Origin of the sequence: Runella salmonicolor (assembly GCF_024158025.1) — a bacterium.
Lineage (GTDB): Bacteria > Bacteroidota > Bacteroidia > Cytophagales > Spirosomataceae > Runella > Runella salmonicolor.
In genome coordinates this window covers 73,912-94,793 of sequence record NZ_JAMZEL010000014.1, presented here as the reverse complement: position 1 = coordinate 94,793, position 20,882 = coordinate 73,912, and the positions used below count along the sequence as shown (strand labels likewise).

Here is a 20,882-nt window from a genome sequence, read left to right as displayed (position 1 = left end):
GTACTTTTTTTACCTCCAACCGATAGCACTATTTAGTGACTTCTCCCTGGATGTTTAGCGTTACCAATCCACCCTCGGCGTTGGATTCTACCGTGACTGTTTTGTTAAATGTCCCAACGGCGGCGGCGTTAAATGTTGCTTTGATGGTGCCCGATGCTCCTGGCATAATTGGCTGTTTGGGATAATCTACCCCCGTACACCCGCATGAGCCGTATGCCTTGTGGATGATCAGGGGAACGGCACCTTTGTTAGTGAACGCAAATTCGGCCGTAACTGGCTTACCCTGTGTGATTTGTCCAAAATTGTGGGCGGTTTCTGTCCAACCAAACGCTGCTACTGCCGCACCTGCAAAGACGAGCGATGTGGCAACAAAAAAGAATAAAAAAGGAAGTGTTACTTTTTTCATAATAATAAGTCTTTAAGTGATTAATTATTTTTTTATCAATTGACTTTTCAAAAGTAGAAGGTTGGGGCTTGTGCCTGTGTTAATGAAAACTCAACTTTTGTTAATGGTTTGTTAATCCATTGGTAAGAATCCGCCTACGTCCTAAATTCGTATGTATTTTTTGGTTAATATTGCCAACAGGCATTTTTAATTAAAGCCTACGCCTGTATTTATGTCAAGAAAAACGATACGCCTTCTGGTAATTTTATCCACATTGTCCATCATTGGGGTCATTGTGACTCAGATATATTGGGTAAGAAAAGCCCTCGACATGGGAGAGCGCCAGTTCAATCAGCAGGTACATGTGTCTTTGCAGGAAGTGGCCGAGCAGCTTGCGCAGCTCAACGCCGTGATGCTGCACAACAACCCCGTAGAGCAACTTTCTTCCAATTATTTTTTGGTTAATACCAACTCCATGGTTGATCCGGGTATTCTGGAACATTACCTCAAAACGAGCTTCGTTAGGCATAACATCATTACTGATTTTGAAGTAGGAATTTATGATTGCGCCAGCAATAAAATGTTTTATGGCGTAGCCTTGAGCACTCGTAATGACAACAAAACCCCAACTCAAACCGCCAATTGGCTCAAATCCAACAAATATCCTTATTATTTTGGCGTACGTTTTCCCAATCAAAATAGTGCGGTCATCAACGACCTTAGAGGCTGGATTTGGTCTTCGTTGCTGGTGTTGATTGCAGTTAGTTTTTTTGGATATGCCCTGTTTGTCATTTTACGGCAAAAACAACTCACCGAAATACAGCGCGATTTTATCAACAACATGACGCACGAGTTGCAAACGCCCATTGCTACGATACGTATCGCAGCCGACGTGCTCAACACCCCCGCCATCAAGGACCAGCCCGAACGCCTCAAAAAATACACTGCGATTATCAAAGAAGAGGCGCTACGCCTCCAAACCCAAGTGGAAACCGTCCTGAATATGGCCAAGGCGGCAAAAAATAAGCTGCCACTTACCATTGAATGGCTCGACGCCCATCAAGTCATCACTTCAGTATCTCATAAGTACGAGAAAGACCTGACCCTTCATCTGAACGCTGTGGAGCCTTATATTCACGCCGACCGGATGCATTTTACGAATGCCATCAGCAATTTAATTGACAACGCTTTTAAATATACGCCCCAAAACCCCGTAATTTTGTTGGAGACATTCAACGAAAATGGCTCACTGGTGGTGTCGGTCAAAGACAATGGCATAGGAATTGCCCCTGAATACAAAGATAAGGTCTTCAAAAAGTTTTACCGGATTCCGACTGGAAATGTCCACAACGTAAAAGGGTTTGGCATTGGCCTGAGCTATGTACAGCAGATTGCAAAAGCGCACCAATGGAGAATCCAACTCAAGAGTGAAGTGAATAAGGGAAGCGAGTTTAAGATTTTGATTCCATTAAAAAAGTCGATGTAAGCATCTGTACTTTCCGCCATAAATTCTCGATGAGCAGTAATTCTACTTTACTGATACGATTTCACCAATAACAGAACCCCTGAAAATGCCGCGTATTTTATATGTTGAAGATGACCCAAATTTGGGTTTTGTGACCAAAGATAACCTCGAACTTCATCATTATGACATCGTCCATTGTACGGATGGTTTGCAAGCGTTAGAAACTTTTCAGAAACAGCAACCTTTTGATTTATGCGTGTTGGATGTGATGTTGCCGCACCTTGATGGATTTACGTTGGCGCAGAAAATTCGTCAACAAGACATGCACGTTCCCATTCTCTTTTTGACGGCGCGCTCGTTGCAAGAAGACAAACTCCACGGCCTCCGTCTCGGGGCAGACGATTACCTCACCAAGCCTTTCAGCATGGAAGAGTTGGTACTCAAAATAGCAGTTTTTCTCCGCCGAAGTCAAAAAAATCAATCATCTGAATCTACAACGCAAACGCCAGGAGTAACCAACGTTGGTAATTATGCGTTTGATTTTGAAAAATTATACCTTCAAATCGACGGTAAAACGCAAGATTTGACCTTTCGTGAAGCCGAAGTTCTACGCTATTTGGCTGAACGCCCCAATCAGGTTATCAAACGCGAAGACTTGCTCAAAGCCATTTGGGGCGACGATGATTATTTTATGGGACGTAGCCTCGACGTGTTTATGTCGCGTTTGCGTAAATACCTTTGCGACGACCCCAATATCAAGATTGAAGGAATTCATGGCGTAGGCTTCAGGATGCGGTGGTGAGCTTGATTACTTCTTCTTACGAAGTTCCGAAGCGTTGTAATTCATCTTCTTTTTGAAAATTCTTGAAAAATAAAACTCTGATTCAAAGCCAGATTGATACGCAATTTCGGCCAATGTCAGGTTGCTTTCCTGAATGAGTTGCTCCGCTTTGCGCAATTTAAGGGTAAGGTGGTATTGGTTAGGTGAGGTGCCTAACACTTCTTTGAAGGTTTTTCGGAACCAGATATAGCTTAGGTTAAATTTTCTAGCAAGTGCTTCAAAGTCAATATCTTTGTTCCAATTTTTGTGGATTTCGTCCCGTATTTTATCAATGATTTCTTCTTTTCTCGACATCTTTTGGTTCGACAACAACACCGATGCGTACACGATTCCCAAGAGGTGAATGAGCTGAAAAGAAGATAGTTTTTGGAAGGAGTCGCCACGAGCTTCAATCACCTCAATGAGCTTCGAAAAAGTCTCCAAGAATTCAGCGTTAAAACCTACTTTAATGATTGGATTTTGGGGATTAAAACATTCCTGTTCCAATAAATAATGGGCATACGTGCCCGAAAACCCCACCCAATATTCTTCCCATCCCGTTTTCTCTTTGGGACGATAGCGGTGCCAAACCCCCGGATACAGCAAAATGATGGTTCCTTCTTCAATGACTTGCGGAGGGAGGCCGTTGGCCTCAAAATAGCCTTCTCCTTTGGAAATATAAATGATTTGGTACTCTTTCAGGCTTCTACCTTTATCCCACTCAAAATAGTAGTCGTCAGGGTGTTGGATGTCGGGGTAAGGATGATTGGCAGGGTGAATATTATGCCCTACATTGAGGATGTTTATTCCCTGATTTTGTTCGTTTGTGCCGGGGTCAAGGGTAAAGTATTTTCTAAATAATTTCATATCAAAAAATATAAAACAATAATCAAAACGGTCATTTGTGGATGGTCGAAAATACTATTTATTTGTGGAATATTACCATAAATATCCTTTAGTACTGATTTGGTTTGAAAATGGGCCAGTCTGTTGTTGTACAAAGTGATATTTATATTGTGAGTGTACTACCGTTTGGAATGAATTCTAACGTATGATGAAATTGAATACAACCTTAAAAATTGGACTGTTTGGCATCGGGCTAGATACTTATTGGCCGCAGTTTGAAGGATTAAAAGAGCGCTTAGAAGGTTATCTGGGGGTAGTAGAGGCAAAATTGGCCACCGTTCACGCAAACATTCTCAACGTCGGATTGGTGGACTCGCCCGATAAGGCATTTGAAGCAGGAAAACAGTTTAAGACCGAAGATGTCGATATTATCTTTTTGTACGTAACTACCTACGCGCTGTCTTCAACGGTTTTGCCCGTCGTGCAGCGCGCCAAAGTTCCTGTCATCATCCTTAACTTATCGCCCGAAGCGGCCATTGATTATACATCATTCAATGCCATGACCGACCGCACCAAAATGACGGGCGAATGGCTGGCGTACTGTTCGGCCTGCCCCGTACCCGAAATCGCCAATGTCTTCAATCGGGTGGGGATTAGGTTCCACCAAATTACGGGGATGTTGCACCACGACGCTGAAACTTGGCGAGAAGTCGGAGAGTGGGTAGAGGCGGCCAAAGTGGCCAATATTATGGCTTACAATCGGTTGGGCTGCATGGGGCATTATTACAGCGGAATGTTGGATATTTATTCAGATTTGACCCAACATTACGCCCATTTCGGTGGCCATATTGAGTTGTTGGAAGTGGAAGAATTGGCTGAATTACGAAAAGAAGTAAGCGTTGCTGAAACAGCCGAACGCCTTCAGTTATTTCAGGAAACCTTTGATATTCAGTTAGATTGTCCGCCTGAGGAGCTTGAAAAAGCGGCCGTTACATCGGTAGCGCTGGAGCGCTTGGTGGAGAAACACAAGCTGGGCTCGATGGCATATTATTACAAAGGAACGGGCAATCCGGAGAATGAAGAAGCGATTGCGTCCATTATTTTGGGGAATTCTCTACTGACCGCCAATGGCGTACCCGTGGCGGGTGAATACGAAATCAAAAACGCCCAAGCCATGAAAATCATGGACAGTTTTGGCGTTGGCGGTTCATTTACAGAATATTACGCCATGGATTTTGCGGACGATGCGGTGCTGATGGGCCACGATGGCCCGGGGCACATTGCCATTGCCGAAGGTAAAACCAAAGTGCGCCCCTTGAAAGTCTACCATGGCAAAGTAGGCAAAGGGGTTTCGGTCGAAATGAGCGTAAAAAATGGTCCCGTTACCCTATTGTCGGTTGTAGAAAAAAGAGGCGGCGGGCTAATGCTATTGGTGGCCGAGGCAGAATCGGTTGCGGGGCCGATTTTAGAGATTGGCAACACCAACAGCCGATATAAGTTTTCTATCGGTGCCCGTAAATTTGTTAACGATTGGAATAGCCACGGCCCTGCGCATCATTGCGCCATCGGGATTGGGCATATCAGTTCAAAAATCGAAAAATTGGGCGCGTTGCTGGGAATGGAAGTACGAAAAGTTTGCTGAAAAAATTACCTTAATAGTTCACCAAACACTTCATCCAACTTCGCGACGGGTATAATCTTAATGTCGTAGCTCTTGAAAATCAGTCCTTTGGTGTTGTACTTGGAAATAAAGATTTTCTTAAAACCCAGTTTTTCTGCTTCGGCAATGCGGCCTTCGATGCGGCTCACGGCCCGAACCTCACCGCCCAAGCCCACTTCTCCCGCAAAACAGACCGAAGGCGGCACAAAAGAATCTTCAAAAGACGACGCAATCGACGTCACCACGGCCAAGTCAATGGCAGGGTCTTCTACGCGCAGACCGCCCGCTACGTTGAGAAACACATCTTGGGTGCCCAACCGAAAGCCGCCGCGTTTTTCCAATACCGCCAACAGCATCTGAAGGCGTTTGTTGTCAAAGCCCGTACTGCTGCGCTGCGGCGTGCCGTAGTTGGCCACACTCACCAGCGACTGTATTTCAATCATGAGCGGTCGGTTGCCTTCAAGCATGGAGCCAATGGTGATGCCGCTCAATTGCTCTTCGCGCTGTGAAATCAATATCTCCGACGGATTGGTCACTTGGCGCAGGCCCGTGCCGAGCATTTCGTAAATTCCTAATTCTGAGGTGCTTCCGAATCGGTTTTTGGTGGTGCGCAAAATGCGGTAGGTGGTGTGGCGGTCGCCTTCAAACTGAAGCACTGTATCCACCATGTGTTCGAGGGTTTTGGGGCCTGCCAAGCTGCCGTCTTTGGTGATGTGCCCAATCATAAACACCGGCACACCGCTTTCTTTGGCGTATTTCATCAGTTCGGAAGCGCACTGACGCACCTGCGACACGCTGCCCGCGCCCGATTCGATGAGCGACGATTGCATGGTTTGGATAGAGTCAATGATGAGAACATCCGGCTCAAATTCTTCGATTTGACGGAAAATATTATCGGTCGACGTTTCCGTCAGAATAAAGCAATTGTGGTTTTTGGACGTAAGCCGCTCGGCGCGCATCTTGATTTGCTGCTCACTTTCTTCGCCCGACACGTACAGCACGCGTTGGGTAAGCGTAAGCGCAATTTGCAGCATCAGCGTCGATTTTCCGATGCCCGGCTCGCCGCCGATGAGTACCAACGAACCCAACACAATGCCACCTCCCAAAACGCGGTTCAGTTCGCCGTCTATCGTTACGATTCGGGGTTCCTCTTCGTATTTGATTTCGACAATGGCTTTGGGTTTGGAGGCCAAACTCACCGATTTCCATTGTCCGATGGGCCCTTTTTTATCTTCTTTTTCGAGAACTTCTTCTACCAAGGTGTTCCATTCGCCGCAGGAAGGGCAGCGTCCCAGCCATTTGGGTGACTGATGACCACAACTTTGACAAAAATAAGCGGTTTTGACTTTAGCCATATAATCGTTGAAAAATAGGTTACGAAGCTAACCTATAAAAATGAAACATCAATATCAGGGATAAAGATTTGGAGAGGAATGTAAATAAACGGCCTTTCTTTTTCATTCGGGCTATCTATCACCAACAGCTACTAAAATGTGTTTAACCATAAATCGCTGTTGCCTAAGTTGCGAAGTTTTTCAATCTTTGTCAATTCAATTTTAACGCGTTAAGAATGCTGAAAGCCCGCCAAATTGTTCGTAAATACGGAAATCTTTCCGTTTTGAAAGGCATTGATTTAGAGATTAATAAAGGAGAATTGGTTACGATAGTGGGCGCCTCGGGGGCGGGAAAAAGCACCCTTCTGCACATTTTGGGAACCCTCGACCGTCCTGATGCGGGGCAGGTTTTTATCAACGATACCGACGTTTTTGCCCTCAAAGAGAAAGACTTAGCCGCTTTTCGCAACCATACCATTGGCTTTGTGTTTCAGTTTCACCATTTGCTGCCCGAATTTACGGCCCTAGAAAACGTGTGTATGCCCGCCTTTATCGATGCCAAAAGTGACGAAACGGAAGTGAAAAAAAGGGCTGGTGAATTATTGGAAATGCTGGGTCTGAAAGACCGTTTGGGCAATTTGCCCTCACAATTGTCGGGGGGCGAGCAACAGCGCGTGGCCGTAGCCCGGGCCTTAATCAACAATCCCGCCATTATTTTTGCCGATGAGCCCAGCGGTAACCTTGACTCTCGAAACGCCGAAGACCTGCATCAATTGTTTTTTCGACTGCGAAACGAATTGGGACAAACCTTTGTCATCGTGACCCACAACGAACACCTCGCCGAAATGGCCGACCGCAAATTGGAAATGATTGATGGTGGCCTAGCCCATCCGTAGTTTTTTGTTAGTCCAAAGCTTGGAAAAATCTTACATAGAAACGTCATGGCACTTGGTGAAGAAGCGGCTTTCGGAGCCCGAAACTGTCAATACACCATCCTGAAAGCTTTCGGGATTTCATGGCTTGGCTTACAGCCACCACGAAACCTTAGTTATTATTGGCAGTTAATTTTGTCCATATGCTTTTGCTATTTCTTTTTCAATGCTTATAAAGTCTCCTGTCAAGGCAAAAGATTTTACACTTTGCAAAAAAACACTTTCGTCAATTTCATTGCTGTCTGGCTTTAGATATTCACTTTGAGTAATCCCCATAAAAGGTCTGCTCATTTTTTTGTCAAGATATTGATTTAGCAATTCCTTGTTTTTTGTCCTTATTGCTGCATAAATTAAAAGTTCGTACTTTTTATCTAGCCCAAAATCCTTTGGTTCTATCTCTTTACGCTTTGCAATTATCTTGTAGTAGGAGCCATAAGTTCCAAAATATTTTTCTATTTCTGTTTTGATTCTTGTCGCCAAATAAATTGCTAAGTCATTCCATTCTTGAGTCAATGGAAAAGAAGTCCTTCTATGATTATTCAATATGTCACCCAAAGGAACGATGTTAAGCATAGTATATTTGTGCTTTCGGTAAAAGTCAACAGGCTTAATTGAAGTCCTGACTTTCAAATTGTATGTCCCCTTATCTTTTTCTATAAAAATAGCTTGCTCAAGTTGATTAACTTCTCGGGAAAGTTTAATAATTGAAGCTGTCTGGTCGAGTTTGAAGCCGTTTGTTAAGGACATTAGTGTCGCACCGAACTTTTTAAATGTCGGATTAATTTCTGCTTTATCTAGCTGCTTATATACTTTTAGTTCTTCCCACATGGGCTTTCGTTTAATTGCCTATAACATCCGTACAGACCCATCTACCTGCGCATACACACCAAAAACAAACAGCTTTGCGCAAAAAACAGCTCCTCCTACGCCTCGCTGCTTAGCATTTTCATGGCTTTTTGGATGGCTTCGTTTTTGCGTTTGCGTTGGAGTACGGTGGGCGCAGCCATGCGCTCTTTGCAGTCAAATGAAGGGCAGCGCTCGCAGGTCTCGTTCACTTCGCGTTTGGTGATTTCGCCGGTGCTCAAAAATTTAATTTTGGAGAGCACGTTTTCGTCCAACCGAATCCCCATCGAAACGCTCACGTTGAGGTTGGGTGTGGGCGACATTGGCTTGGCAAACGACACCACAAAATACTGGTCTTGCGTGTCCATGTAGTGCGAAACCTGTGTTCGGCACAGTATCTGCTCGTACTCTCCGCGCGATTGCAACTCGGCCAACTCCTGCAAAATGGTCAGCGAAATCCAACGACGGCAGTAGTGCTCATCGCGCACCGTGTGTGGATTGTGCTTGCGCGCAATGTGCATTTCTTTGGTCAAATCAAAGCGGTTTTGTCCCGCAAAATTATTGAAACGAAGAAAAAATAACTGGCTGATTCCGAAGTATTTAGGGAGAATATTGCTCAGGCGATAACAAAACGATTCGGGCGTACTGTGGAAGTAATTGATCATATTGACCAATGCCTCACCGTCAAAATGCGGCTGCTCAAAAAAGGTGGATAGTTTCTTGGCCAACACTTCCCCTTTGATGATGATGGCACTGGAAAAATAAGAGGCTTTGTAGTTGTTGAGCAGTTGTTCAAACGATTCGGCTTCCACTAAGTGCGTGGTATTCAGTCGGTTTTTGAGCTTCATGAATTGATACCCCAACTCACGCCCGTAAATAAACGCCCGTTGATTAGCATCTAGTTGGGGACTGATGAGCAACCGTAACTTATCCCCGCGGGACACCAACATGGAGCGAATTCCGATGAGTTCGGGATATTTTTTTTCGTCAATGAACTGAATTTCGTACGGATAATTTTTGACCAACAAGTCGGCTAAGTATTTGTCGTCCAGAATCAACTCTTCGGGAACGGCATGAAACTTCAAAAACTGCTCAGCTTCCTGCTCCAAATCCTCGAAATAGTTGTCGTACATTTCTTGGTAGGTCCGCAGCGCCGAAAAGTAAAATTGCTCCACCGACATATTGTAGTTGCGCGCGATTTCGATGAGTGTCCCGATAAACGCGCTCAATTTGGTGGGCGCGTCGGAAAGCATTTCCAATAAATCGGCGGGGTCGATTCCGAAAAGGTCAAGCGGGAGCTCAGTGAGAATATTGGATTGCAATAATTCCGAAATGGGCTCCAGTTTTTTACTCAACTTGATAGAAACCAGCGAGTCGTATTCTACGTCCAATGCCCGCGAGAGGGCCATGATTTTGTCGGACTTGGGATATTTTTTCCCTTTTTCAATTTCGTTGATGTAAGAAATGGATAGTCCAGTAAGTTGTGACAAATCGCTGAGAGAGAGAGATTTGTCAAGACGAAGCTGCTTTAATTTGAGCCCAAAAACGAGGCGAATATTATCTTGGTTAAGAGACACGTTAGGGATTTTTATTACTGTGTAAATTTAGTACTTTTTCCGAAAAACATAGTACTTTAAATGAGGTTTCCGTAACCGCCGCCGCCGGGAGTTTCAATACTCAGTGAATCACCCGCCTCAGCTTCTACGCTGCAAACTCCTGATAATGTTTCGGTTGTTCCATTTTTTCGGGTCAGGATTTGCCGCCCCGTTTGCCCGTTTTGTCCACCTGCCAAACCATACGGCGGCACTTGGCGGTGCTGGGTAATGAGCGTGACACGCAGCGGCTCTAAAATGGTAATTTTGCGGACAACGCCCTCTCCGCCGTGCCATTTTCCGCTGCCACCCGAGCCTTCACGAATGGCGAATTGATTGAGCCGCACAGGGTACCGACGTTCTAGTTCTTCGGCATCGGTGATGCGCGTATTGGTCATGTGCTGATGCACGGCCGAGCGCCCGTTGGCGCCAGCGCTTGCGCCCGTACCGCCGCAAATGGTCTCGTAATAGCCGAATTGTCCGTTGCCAAACAAGAAATTATTCATTGTTCCCTGACTGCAAGCCGCTAATTCAAAGGCTTTTAGCAGCGTATCTACCAATCGCTGACTGACTTCCGTATTGCCTCCTACCACGGCGGGGCATTGTGTGGGGTCGTCGCTGAAATGAGGGTGCAAAAAGCTGTTTTCGGGTAAAATAACTTCGACGCCTTGCATCAATCCTTCATTCAAAGGAATATTTTTGTTGACCAACAGCCGTAAAACGTATAAAATGGCGCTGTAAATAATGGAAATATTGGCGTTGAGATTGTGGGGGTGACAGGGTGAGGTGCCCGTGAAATCAAACTGGGCTCCACCTGCTAAGCGGGGCGTAATCTTGACCTGAATGAGATGCCCGTCGTCCAATGATTCGGTAGCGACAAATGATTTATTTTGGTAGGGAATCAGGGCTTTTTGTAAGGCGTCAAAAGCACTGTTTTTCAGTAACTTCATATAGAAATGTACCTTTTCTAACCCGTGTTGCGCCACAAGACTTTGAAGGGCTGTTTCGCCAGAACGTAGCGAAGCAAGGGCGGCGTTGATGTCGGCAATGTTTTCGGTCAGGGCGCGGGTAGGGTAGGAAGGTTGGGTAAAAAGACGCTCAATGCTTTCCCATTGCATTTCGCCGTTTTTGACCAAATACGTCGGTAAAATCACTACCCCTTCTTCGTCGAGCGTGGTGGCATCGGGGGGCATAGAGCCGGGCGTTCGACCGCCGATTTCAGCGTGGTGCGCGCGGTTGATGACGTAGCCAATGAGGCGTTGGTCGGGCGTAAATACACCCGCGAGAATCGTCACGTCGGGCAAGTGCGAGCCGCCGTATTTGGGGTGGTTGGTGATGATTACGTCGCCTGGGCCGATGGTGATTTTTTCGCGAACCAACCGCGCGCACACGCCCAAACTGCCCAAATGTACGGGAATATGGGGCGCATTGACGAGCAATTCGGCATTGGCGTCCAACAAAGCGCAGGAGAAATCAAGTCGTTCCTTCACGTTGACCGAAAAAGCGGTACGCTGCAATTGGGCCCCCATTTCTTCGGCAATCGCCATAAAACGATTGGTAAAAAGCTCTAGCTCAATGGCTTGGTTGACATCGGTTTTGGTGACGTTCTTTTGGTTTTGGGCCGTACTTTTAACGACAATATCTCGCGTAGACGTCACCACTGCTTGCCACCCTTCGGGAATGAAAGAGGTTGACGTTGGATTGAGCAACACGGCAGGGCCATTGAAAAAATCGTTTGCTGAAAGCTGTTCCCAATCATACACTGGGTAGCGTGCGTGTTTGATTGGGTTGGCTTCATTATCAGCTTGATATGCGATTGGTGCTTGGTTTTTTTTGCCTTTTTCTCCAGCAATTATTTTTATGCTTTCCACTTCGATGGGAAGCGTGGTGGGACAATACCCAAACAACTGTTGGTATTTTTCGCGGAATTGGTGCGGGAGATTTTCGTGGGTTTGATAGCTGATTTCCAACGCATTTTCTTGCCCTTTAAAACGTAAATAAAGCAACACCGCGCTTACCTCAACTGCATTGATGCCTTCATTTTGAAGAATTTCTTCGGCTTTTTGAGAAAGTTGAGCAATGCGCTCGTCGAGCTGTGGGGTTAGTTCATCCAACGGTTTGAGAATTTGCTGACTGACAATCCGTTCTACCCGCGCCTGCCCCATGCCGTAGGCACTCAACAAGCCTCCATCGTAGGGTAAAATGACCGTTGAAATGTTCAGGATTTCGGCCAGTTGACAACCGTGCAAACCACCCGCGCCGCCAAAAGTGAGCAGCGGATAGTCTTTGGGGTCAAAGCCCTTAGCGACCGAAATGCGCCGAATGGCTTCGGCCATTTTTTCGTTGGCAATTTGCTCAAACCCACGCAGTAATTCGTCTTCCGAAAGTTGTTGGTTGATTTGGGTAAAAATGCGTTGCAGAATCGCCTTTAATGCCTCGCGAGATTTGTCTATTCGAACGGGAATCCCAAAACGGGAAGTGTCCAATTTTCCTAATAATAAATTAACGTCGGTGATGGTCAACGGGCCGCCTGCTCCGTAGCAGGCGGGGCCAGGATTTGCGCCGGCACTCTCGGGCCCCACGCGGAGTTTTTGCCCATCAAAAGAGCAAATAGAGCCGCCACCTGCGGCGACGGTTTCGATGGCGAGCGTGGGGTTATGGAGCTCAATGCCTTCAATTTTGGTGACAAATTCTAAGTCTAATTTACCGTCAAAACGGGCGGTGTCGGTGCTTGTTCCTCCCATGTCGAAGGTCAGACAGCGCTCAAAACCAAGTTGTTGGGCAATGGCGGCGGCCCCTACCATGCCTCCCGCTGGGCCACTGAGTAAGCTGTCTTTTGCCCGAAAAGTAGCCGCACTCACTAAGCCTCCCGCGCTCGTCATCACACGTATGGTTTGCTGTCCCAGCGCGTATTTTATATTGGTGAGGTATTCGGATAAAATAGGCTGCAAATAGGCATTTACCAGCGCCGTTTGGGTCCGTTTAAGGTAATTAATGCCCGCATATAATTCCGAAGAACTGCTCATGGAGGGATATTTTTGGGCATTTAGGACGGCCCCCAGTTGCTGCTCATGGGCAGGATTCAGATAGCTGTGTAGAAACGAAATAGCCACCGAATGATGAGCGGAGCGGGGCAAAGGAACGTTAGAATTATCAAAAGGAGCGATTATTTCCCCTTTGGCGTCCAAACGTTCGGGTATTTCAATCACTTCGTCATAAAGCAACGTCGGTTCAGGAATGGCCAATTGGAATAAATTGGGGCGTTGTTGGGTGCCGATTCGTACAGCATCTCTAAAGCCTTTAGTCACGTAAAGCGTCACTTTTGCGCCTTTGCGTTCGAGTAGTGCATTGGTGCCTTTGGTGGTGCCAAGTCGCATCGATAGAGAAGGAAAAGGCTGATTTAAAGGAGTTTCGGTAACTATTCTTGTGGCAAGAACGGGGGCTTCTTCGTGGGTAGTAACTTCAAAATCGACGGGAAAAATGGTAGCTGTCAGGTCAATCTCCTCTTCCAATTCAATCACATCGCCGCTAAAATTAATGATTTTGATAAACGCATCTCCCCCCACAATTCGGAAATCATAACCGGTCAATAAGGCACTTTCAAACGCCCATTGGGTAGCGGTCTTGTACGTTTTAGGTCCTGTTTTTTCGAGAATCTGCCCTCTCAAAAAACTGCTACTCAGTACTTTTGTGCGTTTTAAAACGCCCGATTCGTGCAAGGCCAAACAGTCGGTAAAGGTACCTCCAGTATCAATCCAAATTTGCCACATAAAAGGTGAAGGTTTAAAGCTAAAAGTGAAGGGTTAAAAGCTGAAGATGAGGTGTTTATTTCCTCATCCTCGTAGCTTTTAACCCTTAGATTAATCTTTATGTTAAGGTTATTTCCGTCGTGCTGCCACTCTGCTTTGGGTCAACCACAAAAATAACAGTGTTACGCTGAAAAGATAAATAACATTTCGGGAGTCAATCAATCCGCGCCCCAAATCAGCGTATTGTTCATCGAGCGAAATCCACGATAAAGGATATGCCAACGAACCCCAAAAGTCCAATTTAGCCACGGCGCCGATGCCGTTATAGAGCAAAAACGAAATGAAAACACCGAGTACAAAAGCCACAATTTGGTTGTCGCTCAGTGAAGAAGTCCACAAACCCACCGCCACAAATACGGCACTCAAGAGGGCAAGGCCGATGTAAGAGCCGAAAATTTGGGCCGAGTCTACGTTGCCTACGGGGTTGCCAAGTTGATAAATGCTGTAATAATACAGTAGTGTCGGGAGCAATGTCACAAGGGCAAGTGCCCAACTGGCCCAGAATTTGCCCAAGATTAACCCCCAAGTACTGAGGGGTTTGGTCAACAGCAATTCGATGGTTCCGTTTCGTACTTCTTCGGCCAAAGCCCGCATGGTGATGGCGGGAATTAGAAACAACAAAACAAAAGGAGTGAGGTTGAAAAAGGTCCCCAAATCAGCGTAGCCATAATTGAGAATGTTGGTGTCGGGAAAAACCCACATCAACAAACCGACGGCGGTCAGAAAAACCGCCATGACAATATAAGCAGTCAATGAACTGAAAAAGGAGTTGATTTCTTTACGAAAAATAGCGAGCATAAGCGTACGGGACACTGGAAGTTTGACGAAAAAATAGAGAACAGTTTACTATTCTAATTCAAAAGGCTTGTCTTTTTTCATAATGGCGGATACAATCAAGGAAATAATAAAGCCGATTAAAATAGCCCCAAAAATACTTAGCGCAAAAGTAATACCCGGGCTTGAAAATTTTTCGCTCATGGCCAATGCCTGTTCTACCTGTGCATCGTCCATGCCCCGGTTTTCCAAATCTTCACGGACCTTATCGAGGATTTGTTGACGTAACGTGTTGTCAATGAATTCATTATAAATATAAGAATAAACAGAAGAAATAAAGCCCCCAACGGCCGACATCAGTGTGCCGATGCCAAGGCCTTGGCCGTAGGTCATAAAACCACCGTTTAGCGTTCGGTATTCTTTCATTCCTAGCACCATTGCCGCAATCGTAATAATGGCCCCGAGCCATGCCAGAGCGCTGTTGGCGGCTTGTCCCGAAACGTAGAGAATTGTGATAAAAACGATGCTGGCAACCCCCGAAATAACTCCAAATTTGAGCGCGGTACGAGCGGTAGTTGTTTGTTGTTCCATAATGTTGTTGGTTAAGAAGTTGGATGATGGGCAAAAGTAAACAGCGCGGGAGAACGAAAGAAAATTAATGGATAGATGGTTGCAATACCAGCTAAGTGGCGCTTAAAAATGACCGCTTTGTTGAAAATTGAACCATTGTGGGCCGAAATTTAGGCAAAAATCAACCTTCTATTAAATTTTTCGCTTCAGTTCAAAACTTTGCCCTAAATACAACCGTCTTACCTGCGGGTCGGCCGCGAGTTCTTCGGGGGTTCCCTGTTTCAAGATTTTCCCTTCGAACAATAAATACGCCCGGTCGGTGATTGACAGCGTTTCGGATACATTGTGGTCGGTAATTAAAATGCCGATGTTTCTGAATTTCAATTTGGCCACAATGGTTTGAATATCTTCTACCGCGATGGGGTCAACCCCCGCAAAAGGCTCATCCAACAGAATAAATTTGGGGTCAACGGCCAAACAACGGGCAATTTCGGTGCGTCGACGTTCGCCGCCCGATAGCACCATTCCCTTGTTTTTACGTACGTGGTGCAGGTTAAATTCATCCAATAGCTCTTCACATTTGGCTTTTTGTTCGGCCTTGGTGAGGGAGGTCATTTCCAGCACAGCAATGATGTTTTCTTCCACGGTCAGGGTCCTGAAGACCGATGCCTCCTGCGCCAAGTACCCGATTCCGAGCCGGGCCCGTTTGTACATAGGAAGGTCGGTAATGTCTTTATCGTCGATGTAAACGTGGCCGCTGTTTGGTTTTACCAAGCCCGTGGCCATGTAAAATGAGGTGGTTTTGCCAGCACCGTTGGGGCCCAATAACCCCACAATTTCTCCCTGTCCCACTTGGTAGCTCACGTTGTCGTTGACGAGGCGTGAGCCGTATTTTTTTATTAAATTTTCGGTTCTTAGAATCATAAGCTATTCTATACTACTGTTTTGGCGTCACAGGTGTGCAGGGCGTGGCTTCGCAGAGAAGCTATTTAAAACTGCCTAGAACATAGCGACAGACGCGTAGAACGAGTGTTATTACTCAAATCGGATGTCTTTTAGATACAACTGTAACGTCGTTTTATCCCGAAACGTATTTTCTTCGATGGTATAGGCGATGGAAAAAGGCTTCCCAGTAATGAGTTTGGGATACATATCGGCCATGCCAAACCCAATGGCGGTAAATTTCACGGCTCCCTGTGGAGAAGGTTGAAAGACTTCTATTTTGAGGTGTTTCTCCTTCATAATGGTTGGCGTGCCGCTCAAGCGCACGTCGTGGCTCGCAAATACGGGCGTCATGTTTTCGGGCCCGAAAGGGGCCATTTGTTTGAGAATATTGTAAAATTTGGCGTTGATGGCGTTCAATTCCAAATCCATGTCGATATCAACGAGCGGGGTAAGTTGTTCGGGAGAAATCCGATTTTTAACAATCTCATCAAACCGCATCCGGAAGGCGGGTACGTTGTCGACCGCCAAGGAAAGGCCCGCCGCAAAAGTATGCCCGCCAAATTGTTCCAATAAATCGGAACAGGCCTCAATGGCTTCGTAGACGTCAAACCCGGGCACTGAGCGCGCCGAGCCCGCCGCTTTGCCGTGTGAGTTGGTCAGGATGATGGTGGGTCGGTGAAAATGCTCAATACATCGGCTCGCCACAATGCCCACCACGCCTTTGTGCCAATCTTCTTTGTACAAAACGGTGCTGTTGGCACCCACCATCCAAGCGTCCTCGCGAATCATGTTGAGGGCTTCGTCGGTGATGCTCGTATCAAACGTGCGGCGGTCGCTGTTGTGTTTATTGATTTCCTGCGCAAAAGCCTCGGCTTCGTCTTTGTCGTTGCAAAGCAATAATCGAACGGCCTCTTTGGCGTGGGCAATTCGGCCAGCGGCATTGATGCGGGGTGCAAGCCCAAAGACAACGTTGGTGACGTCGAGGTCGTTTTTGAAACCCGCAATCTCAATCAGTGCATTGAGGCCAACGCGTTTTCGCTCATTGAGTTTTTTGAGGCCATAAGCGGCCAAAACGCGATTTTCTCCCGTGATGTGCACGATGTCGGCGGCAATACTTACCACCAATAAATCGAGCTGGTCCATGAGTTCATCCTCGTCGGCAAATCCCTGCTGACAAAGTGCCTGCAAAAGTTTAAAGCCTACGCCGCAGCCCGTCAATTCTTTGTAAGGATACCCACAATCTTCCTGTTTTGGGTCCAGAATGGCCACAGCGGGCGGCAGGTTGGTGTCTGGGCGGTGGTGGTCGCAGATGATAAAATCAATGCCGCGACTTTTGGCATCGGCTACTTTATCGGCCGATTTGATGCCGCAGTCGAGCGTTACAATGAGCGAAAAACCATTGGCTTCGGCATAGTCAATTCCCTGAGACGAAACACCGTAGCCTTCGATGTACCGGTCAGGAATATAGTATTCGATGGAAGGATAATATTTTTTAAGAAATCCATAAAACACCGCCACCGACGTAGCACCATCGACGTCATAATCGCCGTAAATGATGATTTTTTCCTGATTTTCAAACGCTCGGAGCAGCCTCGACACGGCTTTGTCCATGTCTTTCATCAGAAACGGATCGTGGAGGTGTTCGATGGAGGGGCGAAAAAAAGCTTTGGCGGCCTCAAACGTTGTAATGCCTCTTTGCACCAGCAAACGCCCCAAAAATGGATTTACGTTGATAGAAGCAGCGAGGGTATCCGCTTGGGCTTGTTGATTTGGCGTTAGGGTTTGTCGGTATGTCCAGCGTTTGGTATTCATAGTTTGCAAATTAACGAAAATCATTGAAAGCTTTTAAATTTAATGGCCTGACGGTTACATCTATTTCGTGGTATTTTAAGTGGAAATGCGCTGTTTTTGAGCTGTTTATGATTGGGTTTTGATGGACAACACAAAATGTCGAGATAGGTGTTTTTTGTTTTTTTAACAACAACTTGCCCAAACAACAAAGGATTTTTACATTTGCTTTGCTATGAATCCTGAACTCAAAAAATCCCTCGCTCGTTTGGCCTACCTTCGTAGTGCCTGCTCCTTTGTTCCCTAATTTTCTGACTTATCGTGCCCGACTGACAGGGCTACTCATTCGTATTTCATGGATTTCCTGCGGGCAACCAACACATTTTCGTTGTTTTCAACGTCATTATTCCATTTCATCCAAAAATCAACAAAGTATGCAAAATGTATTAATCATTGGTTTGGGTAAGGTTGGCTCATTGGTGGCTACCTTGCTCAACAAACAATTCAGCGTAAAAGGTTTGGACAAACGCCGACCTACAAAATCGCTTCCTTTTGAAATTATCGAAGGGGACGTAACCGACGAAGCATTTATCGAAACTACACTGGCTGATTTCGATGCGGTGGTATCGTGTATGCCTTATAATCTCAATTTGCCCATTGCCAATGCCGCCTATAAACTAGGGATTCATTATTTTGATTTGACCGAAGATGTGCCCACCACGGCTGCTATTCGCCAAATGGCCCAAACACACCGGGGGGTAATGGCCCCTCAGTGCGGATTAGCGCCAGGCCTCATCGGAATTGTGGGGGCTGATTTAGCCAAACGATTCGATAAACTTCGTGACATTGAGCTCCGTGTGGGGGCGTTGCCCTGTTACCCTAATGGGCTTTTGGGGTATTCTTTCACGTGGTCGCCAGCGGGGGTCATCAATGAATACATTAACGATGCCGAAGTAATTCACAACGGCGAACGCAAAATGGTGTCGTCGTTGGATGGTATCGAAGTAATCAACATCGAAGGGCAAGAATTTGAGGCATTTAGTACTTCAGGGGGGCTGGGTACCATGTGCGAAACCTATCTCGGAAAAGTCGATACCCTAAATTATAAGACCATTCGCTACCCTGGACACGCTAAGCTGATGCGGTTTTTGTTGTATGAATTGATTTTGAAAAACAATCGTCAGCAAATTGAAGAAATACTGACTTCGGCCAAACCTCCTGTGAAAGAGGATGTTGTGTATGTGTACGCCGTGGTAGAGGGATGGCAAACTGACGGGCTGGCCCGTGAAGAATTTTACCGAGCCTTCCACCCACGTCTTATTGACGGGCAACATTGGAGGGCTATTTCTTGGACTACGGCGGCTTCTATTGCGGCAGTGGTAGAAATGGTGGCGGCGGGAACATTGCCTCAGCAAGGCTTTATCAAACAAGAAGAGATACCGTTTGAGGCTTTTTTGGCCACGGAAAACGGGGCTTTTTTTAGAGGCAATAATTAATAAAACGTAAGGGCAGGCCTCGCGCCTGTCCTTACGTTAATTTGAAAATATTCTTCATTATCATCCATTTTTCGCCTTCTTTGGCCATGGGAAGGGCTTGTTGGTAGTGCCACATCAGGTTTTCCCATTCTTGTACTTTGGGATTGGCGGCATCGGCGGCGGCTTTTTCTTCAAATGAAAAATCGTCGGTGGTTTCCATAATCATAAAAAGTCGGTTGCCGATACGGTAAATCTCCATTTGGGTAATACCCGCGCTTGTGATGCTTTCCGCGATTTCGGGGCGAATTTTTTCGTGGTATTTTTCATATTCGGCAATGAGGGTGGGGTCGTCTTTGAGGTCGAGGGCGAGGCAATAACGCGGCATACGTAAATATCAATCAGTTGAAGAGATGGTTTTGGGTTAAAAAGGCGGAGTGGTTGCTTCTTTTACCCAAGTTTGGGAATTTATTGAGGCTCATAACAAAAAAGGATAGTCAGAAGACCATCCTTTTTTGTTATAAGCCTACAAATACAATTATTTTCCGAAAAGGCCACCCAGTAAGCCGCCTAAGCCACCGCCTGCATTGTTGTTGCCAGCACCGCCGCCCAAGAAGCTACCTCCGATGCGCATCACATCATTCATGTCCAATTTGCCATCGGCCAAAGCATACCCGATTTGATTAAAGTCAAATCCTCCCTGCTGTTGCGTCTGCTGTGCTTGTTGGCCGCCTAAAAGTGAACCCATGATACTACCAAAATCCATGCTATCGTCGTTGGGATTGCTGGTTTTGGAAATCATTGAAGTAAGTACCCCTGGTAAAACTTGAGCAATCACGTTGGCCGCCGCGTTGTTTGAGAGTCCGAATTTTTCCATTAAACTTCCAATGGCATTTTGGGCAATACCCGAAACAATCGGATTGTTCATTAAATTACTGCCAGTACCGCTGTTGCCCGAGAGAAGGCCCATCAAACCACTGATGTTCCCCGATTGTGCTTGGTTTTGTAAACCGCCCGTTACCGCACCCAATATCGCTTGCATAGCATCTGTATTGTGTTCGTTGGGGATTGCAGGGTTTTTAACAATGGCATCTTGTGATTGATCTTGGATAAGACCCATTAATTGCTCTAGCATTGTCTTGAAAAGTTTTTAAGTTTGACTCAAATTTAGAGATAATTTTAAAATGGAAAACAATCAACAAGATAATCTTCAAAACCCCGTTTCAATTGAATCCGGCATTGAGACGGGATTCATTTCAGAAGTCACCAGTTTGCTGAAAAATTTATTCTATCCCAGCGAGTCAGATGAGCCAATAGAATGGATTAAATTTAACGTCAATGTGAAAGATGGGTTGACAGTCAGTGACTTAGAGTTTTTTTTAGGCTGTCCTCCCTCCGTGAAAGCCGAAGAGATTCCGACAGACAATTTTTGGGCACCTCTCCTTGCAGTAGAGGAATGGTACGGCGACGAGGAGCGTGCTCAGGTAGAAAATTTTAAATCCGTGAAGCAATTACTGGAAACAAACCTGAATCATCTGAAAGCATTTCGCGTTGGCCAAATCGAAATTGATTTGTATTTGGTGGGGCAACTCAATGAAAAAGAATGGGGAGGGCTAAAAACCTTGCTCGTTGAAACCTAAATTTTTT

At 46.0% G+C, this 20,882-nt stretch carries 18 protein-coding genes; 6 read left to right on the top strand and 12 right to left on the bottom strand.

Annotated features, from left to right (window positions below; genetic code table 11):
• Positions 1-28: 28 nt before the first annotated feature.
• Entirely contained in the window at positions 29-406 is a 378-nt protein-coding gene (locus NCI00_RS24570; protein ID WP_253532131.1) for a DUF1573 domain-containing protein, read from the bottom strand.
• Positions 407-617: 211 nt separating this feature from the next.
• On the opposite strand from NCI00_RS24570, the gene NCI00_RS24565 reads away from it, so the two are divergent.
• Entirely contained in the window at positions 618-1,871 is a 1,254-nt protein-coding gene (locus NCI00_RS24565) for a sensor histidine kinase (RefSeq protein WP_253532129.1), read from the top strand.
• Positions 1,872-1,956: 85 nt separating this feature from the next.
• Positions 1,957-2,652 carry a response regulator transcription factor gene (locus NCI00_RS24560; RefSeq protein ID WP_253532127.1) on the top strand — a complete coding sequence of 232 codons (696 nt, stop codon included), beginning with the start codon at positions 1,957-1,959 and terminating at the stop codon, positions 2,650-2,652.
• Positions 2,653-2,658: 6 nt separating this feature from the next.
• Here NCI00_RS24560 and NCI00_RS24555 read toward each other — a convergent pair whose 3' ends face one another.
• On the bottom strand, positions 2,659-3,537 hold the full coding sequence (locus tag NCI00_RS24555; RefSeq protein ID WP_253532124.1) for an AraC family transcriptional regulator: 879 nt from the start codon (positions 3,535-3,537) through the stop codon (positions 2,659-2,661).
• Between the two features lie 184 nt (positions 3,538-3,721).
• On the opposite strand from NCI00_RS24555, the gene NCI00_RS24550 reads away from it, so the two are divergent.
• Positions 3,722-5,158, top strand: a complete 1,437-nt coding sequence (locus NCI00_RS24550) for an arabinose isomerase (protein WP_253532122.1) — start codon at positions 3,722-3,724, stop codon at positions 5,156-5,158.
• 5 nt (positions 5,159-5,163) lie between these two features.
• On the opposite strand, the gene radA is transcribed toward NCI00_RS24550, so the two are convergent.
• A complete protein-coding gene (gene radA, locus NCI00_RS24545) occupies positions 5,164-6,531 on the bottom strand; it encodes a DNA repair protein RadA (protein ID WP_114066213.1) in 1,368 nt (455 codons plus the stop codon).
• A 215-nt stretch (positions 6,532-6,746) separates the two neighbouring features.
• On the opposite strand from radA, the gene NCI00_RS24540 reads away from it, so the two are divergent.
• Positions 6,747-7,406 carry an ABC transporter ATP-binding protein gene (locus tag NCI00_RS24540; protein ID WP_253532120.1) on the top strand — a complete coding sequence of 220 codons (660 nt, stop codon included), beginning with the start codon at positions 6,747-6,749 and terminating at the stop codon, positions 7,404-7,406.
• Positions 7,407-7,571: 165 nt separating this feature from the next.
• Here NCI00_RS24540 and NCI00_RS24535 read toward each other — a convergent pair whose 3' ends face one another.
• From NCI00_RS24535 to recJ, 7 genes are all read right to left on the bottom strand, one after another.
• Positions 7,572-8,270 carry a hypothetical protein gene (locus tag NCI00_RS24535; protein WP_253532118.1) on the bottom strand — a complete coding sequence of 233 codons (699 nt, stop codon included), beginning with the start codon at positions 8,268-8,270 and terminating at the stop codon, positions 7,572-7,574.
• Between the two features lie 95 nt (positions 8,271-8,365).
• Positions 8,366-9,862 carry a helix-turn-helix domain-containing protein gene (locus tag NCI00_RS24530; RefSeq protein WP_114066209.1) on the bottom strand — a complete coding sequence of 499 codons (1,497 nt, stop codon included), beginning with the start codon at positions 9,860-9,862 and terminating at the stop codon, positions 8,366-8,368.
• Between the two features lie 56 nt (positions 9,863-9,918).
• Complete coding sequence (locus NCI00_RS24525) at positions 9,919-13,647, bottom strand: hydantoinase B/oxoprolinase family protein (protein WP_253532116.1); 3,729 nt, start codon at positions 13,645-13,647, stop codon at positions 9,919-9,921.
• Between the two features lie 108 nt (positions 13,648-13,755).
• Complete coding sequence (gene gldF, locus NCI00_RS24520) at positions 13,756-14,484, bottom strand: gliding motility-associated ABC transporter permease subunit GldF (protein WP_253532240.1); 729 nt, start codon at positions 14,482-14,484, stop codon at positions 13,756-13,758.
• A 48-nt stretch (positions 14,485-14,532) separates the two neighbouring features.
• Positions 14,533-15,051 (bottom strand): DUF4199 domain-containing protein, encoded by a 519-nt coding sequence (locus tag NCI00_RS24515; RefSeq protein WP_166558081.1) that lies wholly within the window; start codon positions 15,049-15,051, stop codon positions 14,533-14,535.
• A gap of 171 nt (positions 15,052-15,222) precedes the next feature.
• Positions 15,223-15,954, bottom strand: a complete 732-nt coding sequence (gene lptB, locus NCI00_RS24510) for an LPS export ABC transporter ATP-binding protein (protein ID WP_253532114.1) — start codon at positions 15,952-15,954, stop codon at positions 15,223-15,225.
• Between the two features lie 111 nt (positions 15,955-16,065).
• On the bottom strand, positions 16,066-17,787 hold the full coding sequence (recJ, locus tag NCI00_RS24505) for a single-stranded-DNA-specific exonuclease RecJ (protein WP_253532112.1): 1,722 nt from the start codon (positions 17,785-17,787) through the stop codon (positions 16,066-16,068).
• Positions 17,788-18,197: 410 nt separating this feature from the next.
• Here recJ and NCI00_RS24500 point away from each other — a divergent pair, with 410 nt between their 5' ends.
• Positions 18,198-19,259 carry a saccharopine dehydrogenase C-terminal domain-containing protein gene (locus tag NCI00_RS24500; protein WP_253532110.1) on the top strand — a complete coding sequence of 354 codons (1,062 nt, stop codon included), beginning with the start codon at positions 18,198-18,200 and terminating at the stop codon, positions 19,257-19,259.
• 31 nt (positions 19,260-19,290) lie between these two features.
• Here NCI00_RS24500 and NCI00_RS24495 read toward each other — a convergent pair whose 3' ends face one another.
• Complete coding sequence (locus NCI00_RS24495) at positions 19,291-19,623, bottom strand: L-rhamnose mutarotase (protein WP_253532108.1); 333 nt, start codon at positions 19,621-19,623, stop codon at positions 19,291-19,293.
• A 150-nt stretch (positions 19,624-19,773) separates the two neighbouring features.
• Entirely contained in the window at positions 19,774-20,370 is a 597-nt protein-coding gene (locus NCI00_RS24490; protein ID WP_253532106.1) for a hypothetical protein, read from the bottom strand.
• Positions 20,371-20,419: 49 nt separating this feature from the next.
• On the opposite strand from NCI00_RS24490, the gene NCI00_RS24485 reads away from it, so the two are divergent.
• Entirely contained in the window at positions 20,420-20,875 is a 456-nt protein-coding gene (locus NCI00_RS24485; protein ID WP_253532103.1) for a nuclease A inhibitor family protein, read from the top strand.
• Positions 20,876-20,882: the final 7 nt, after the last annotated feature.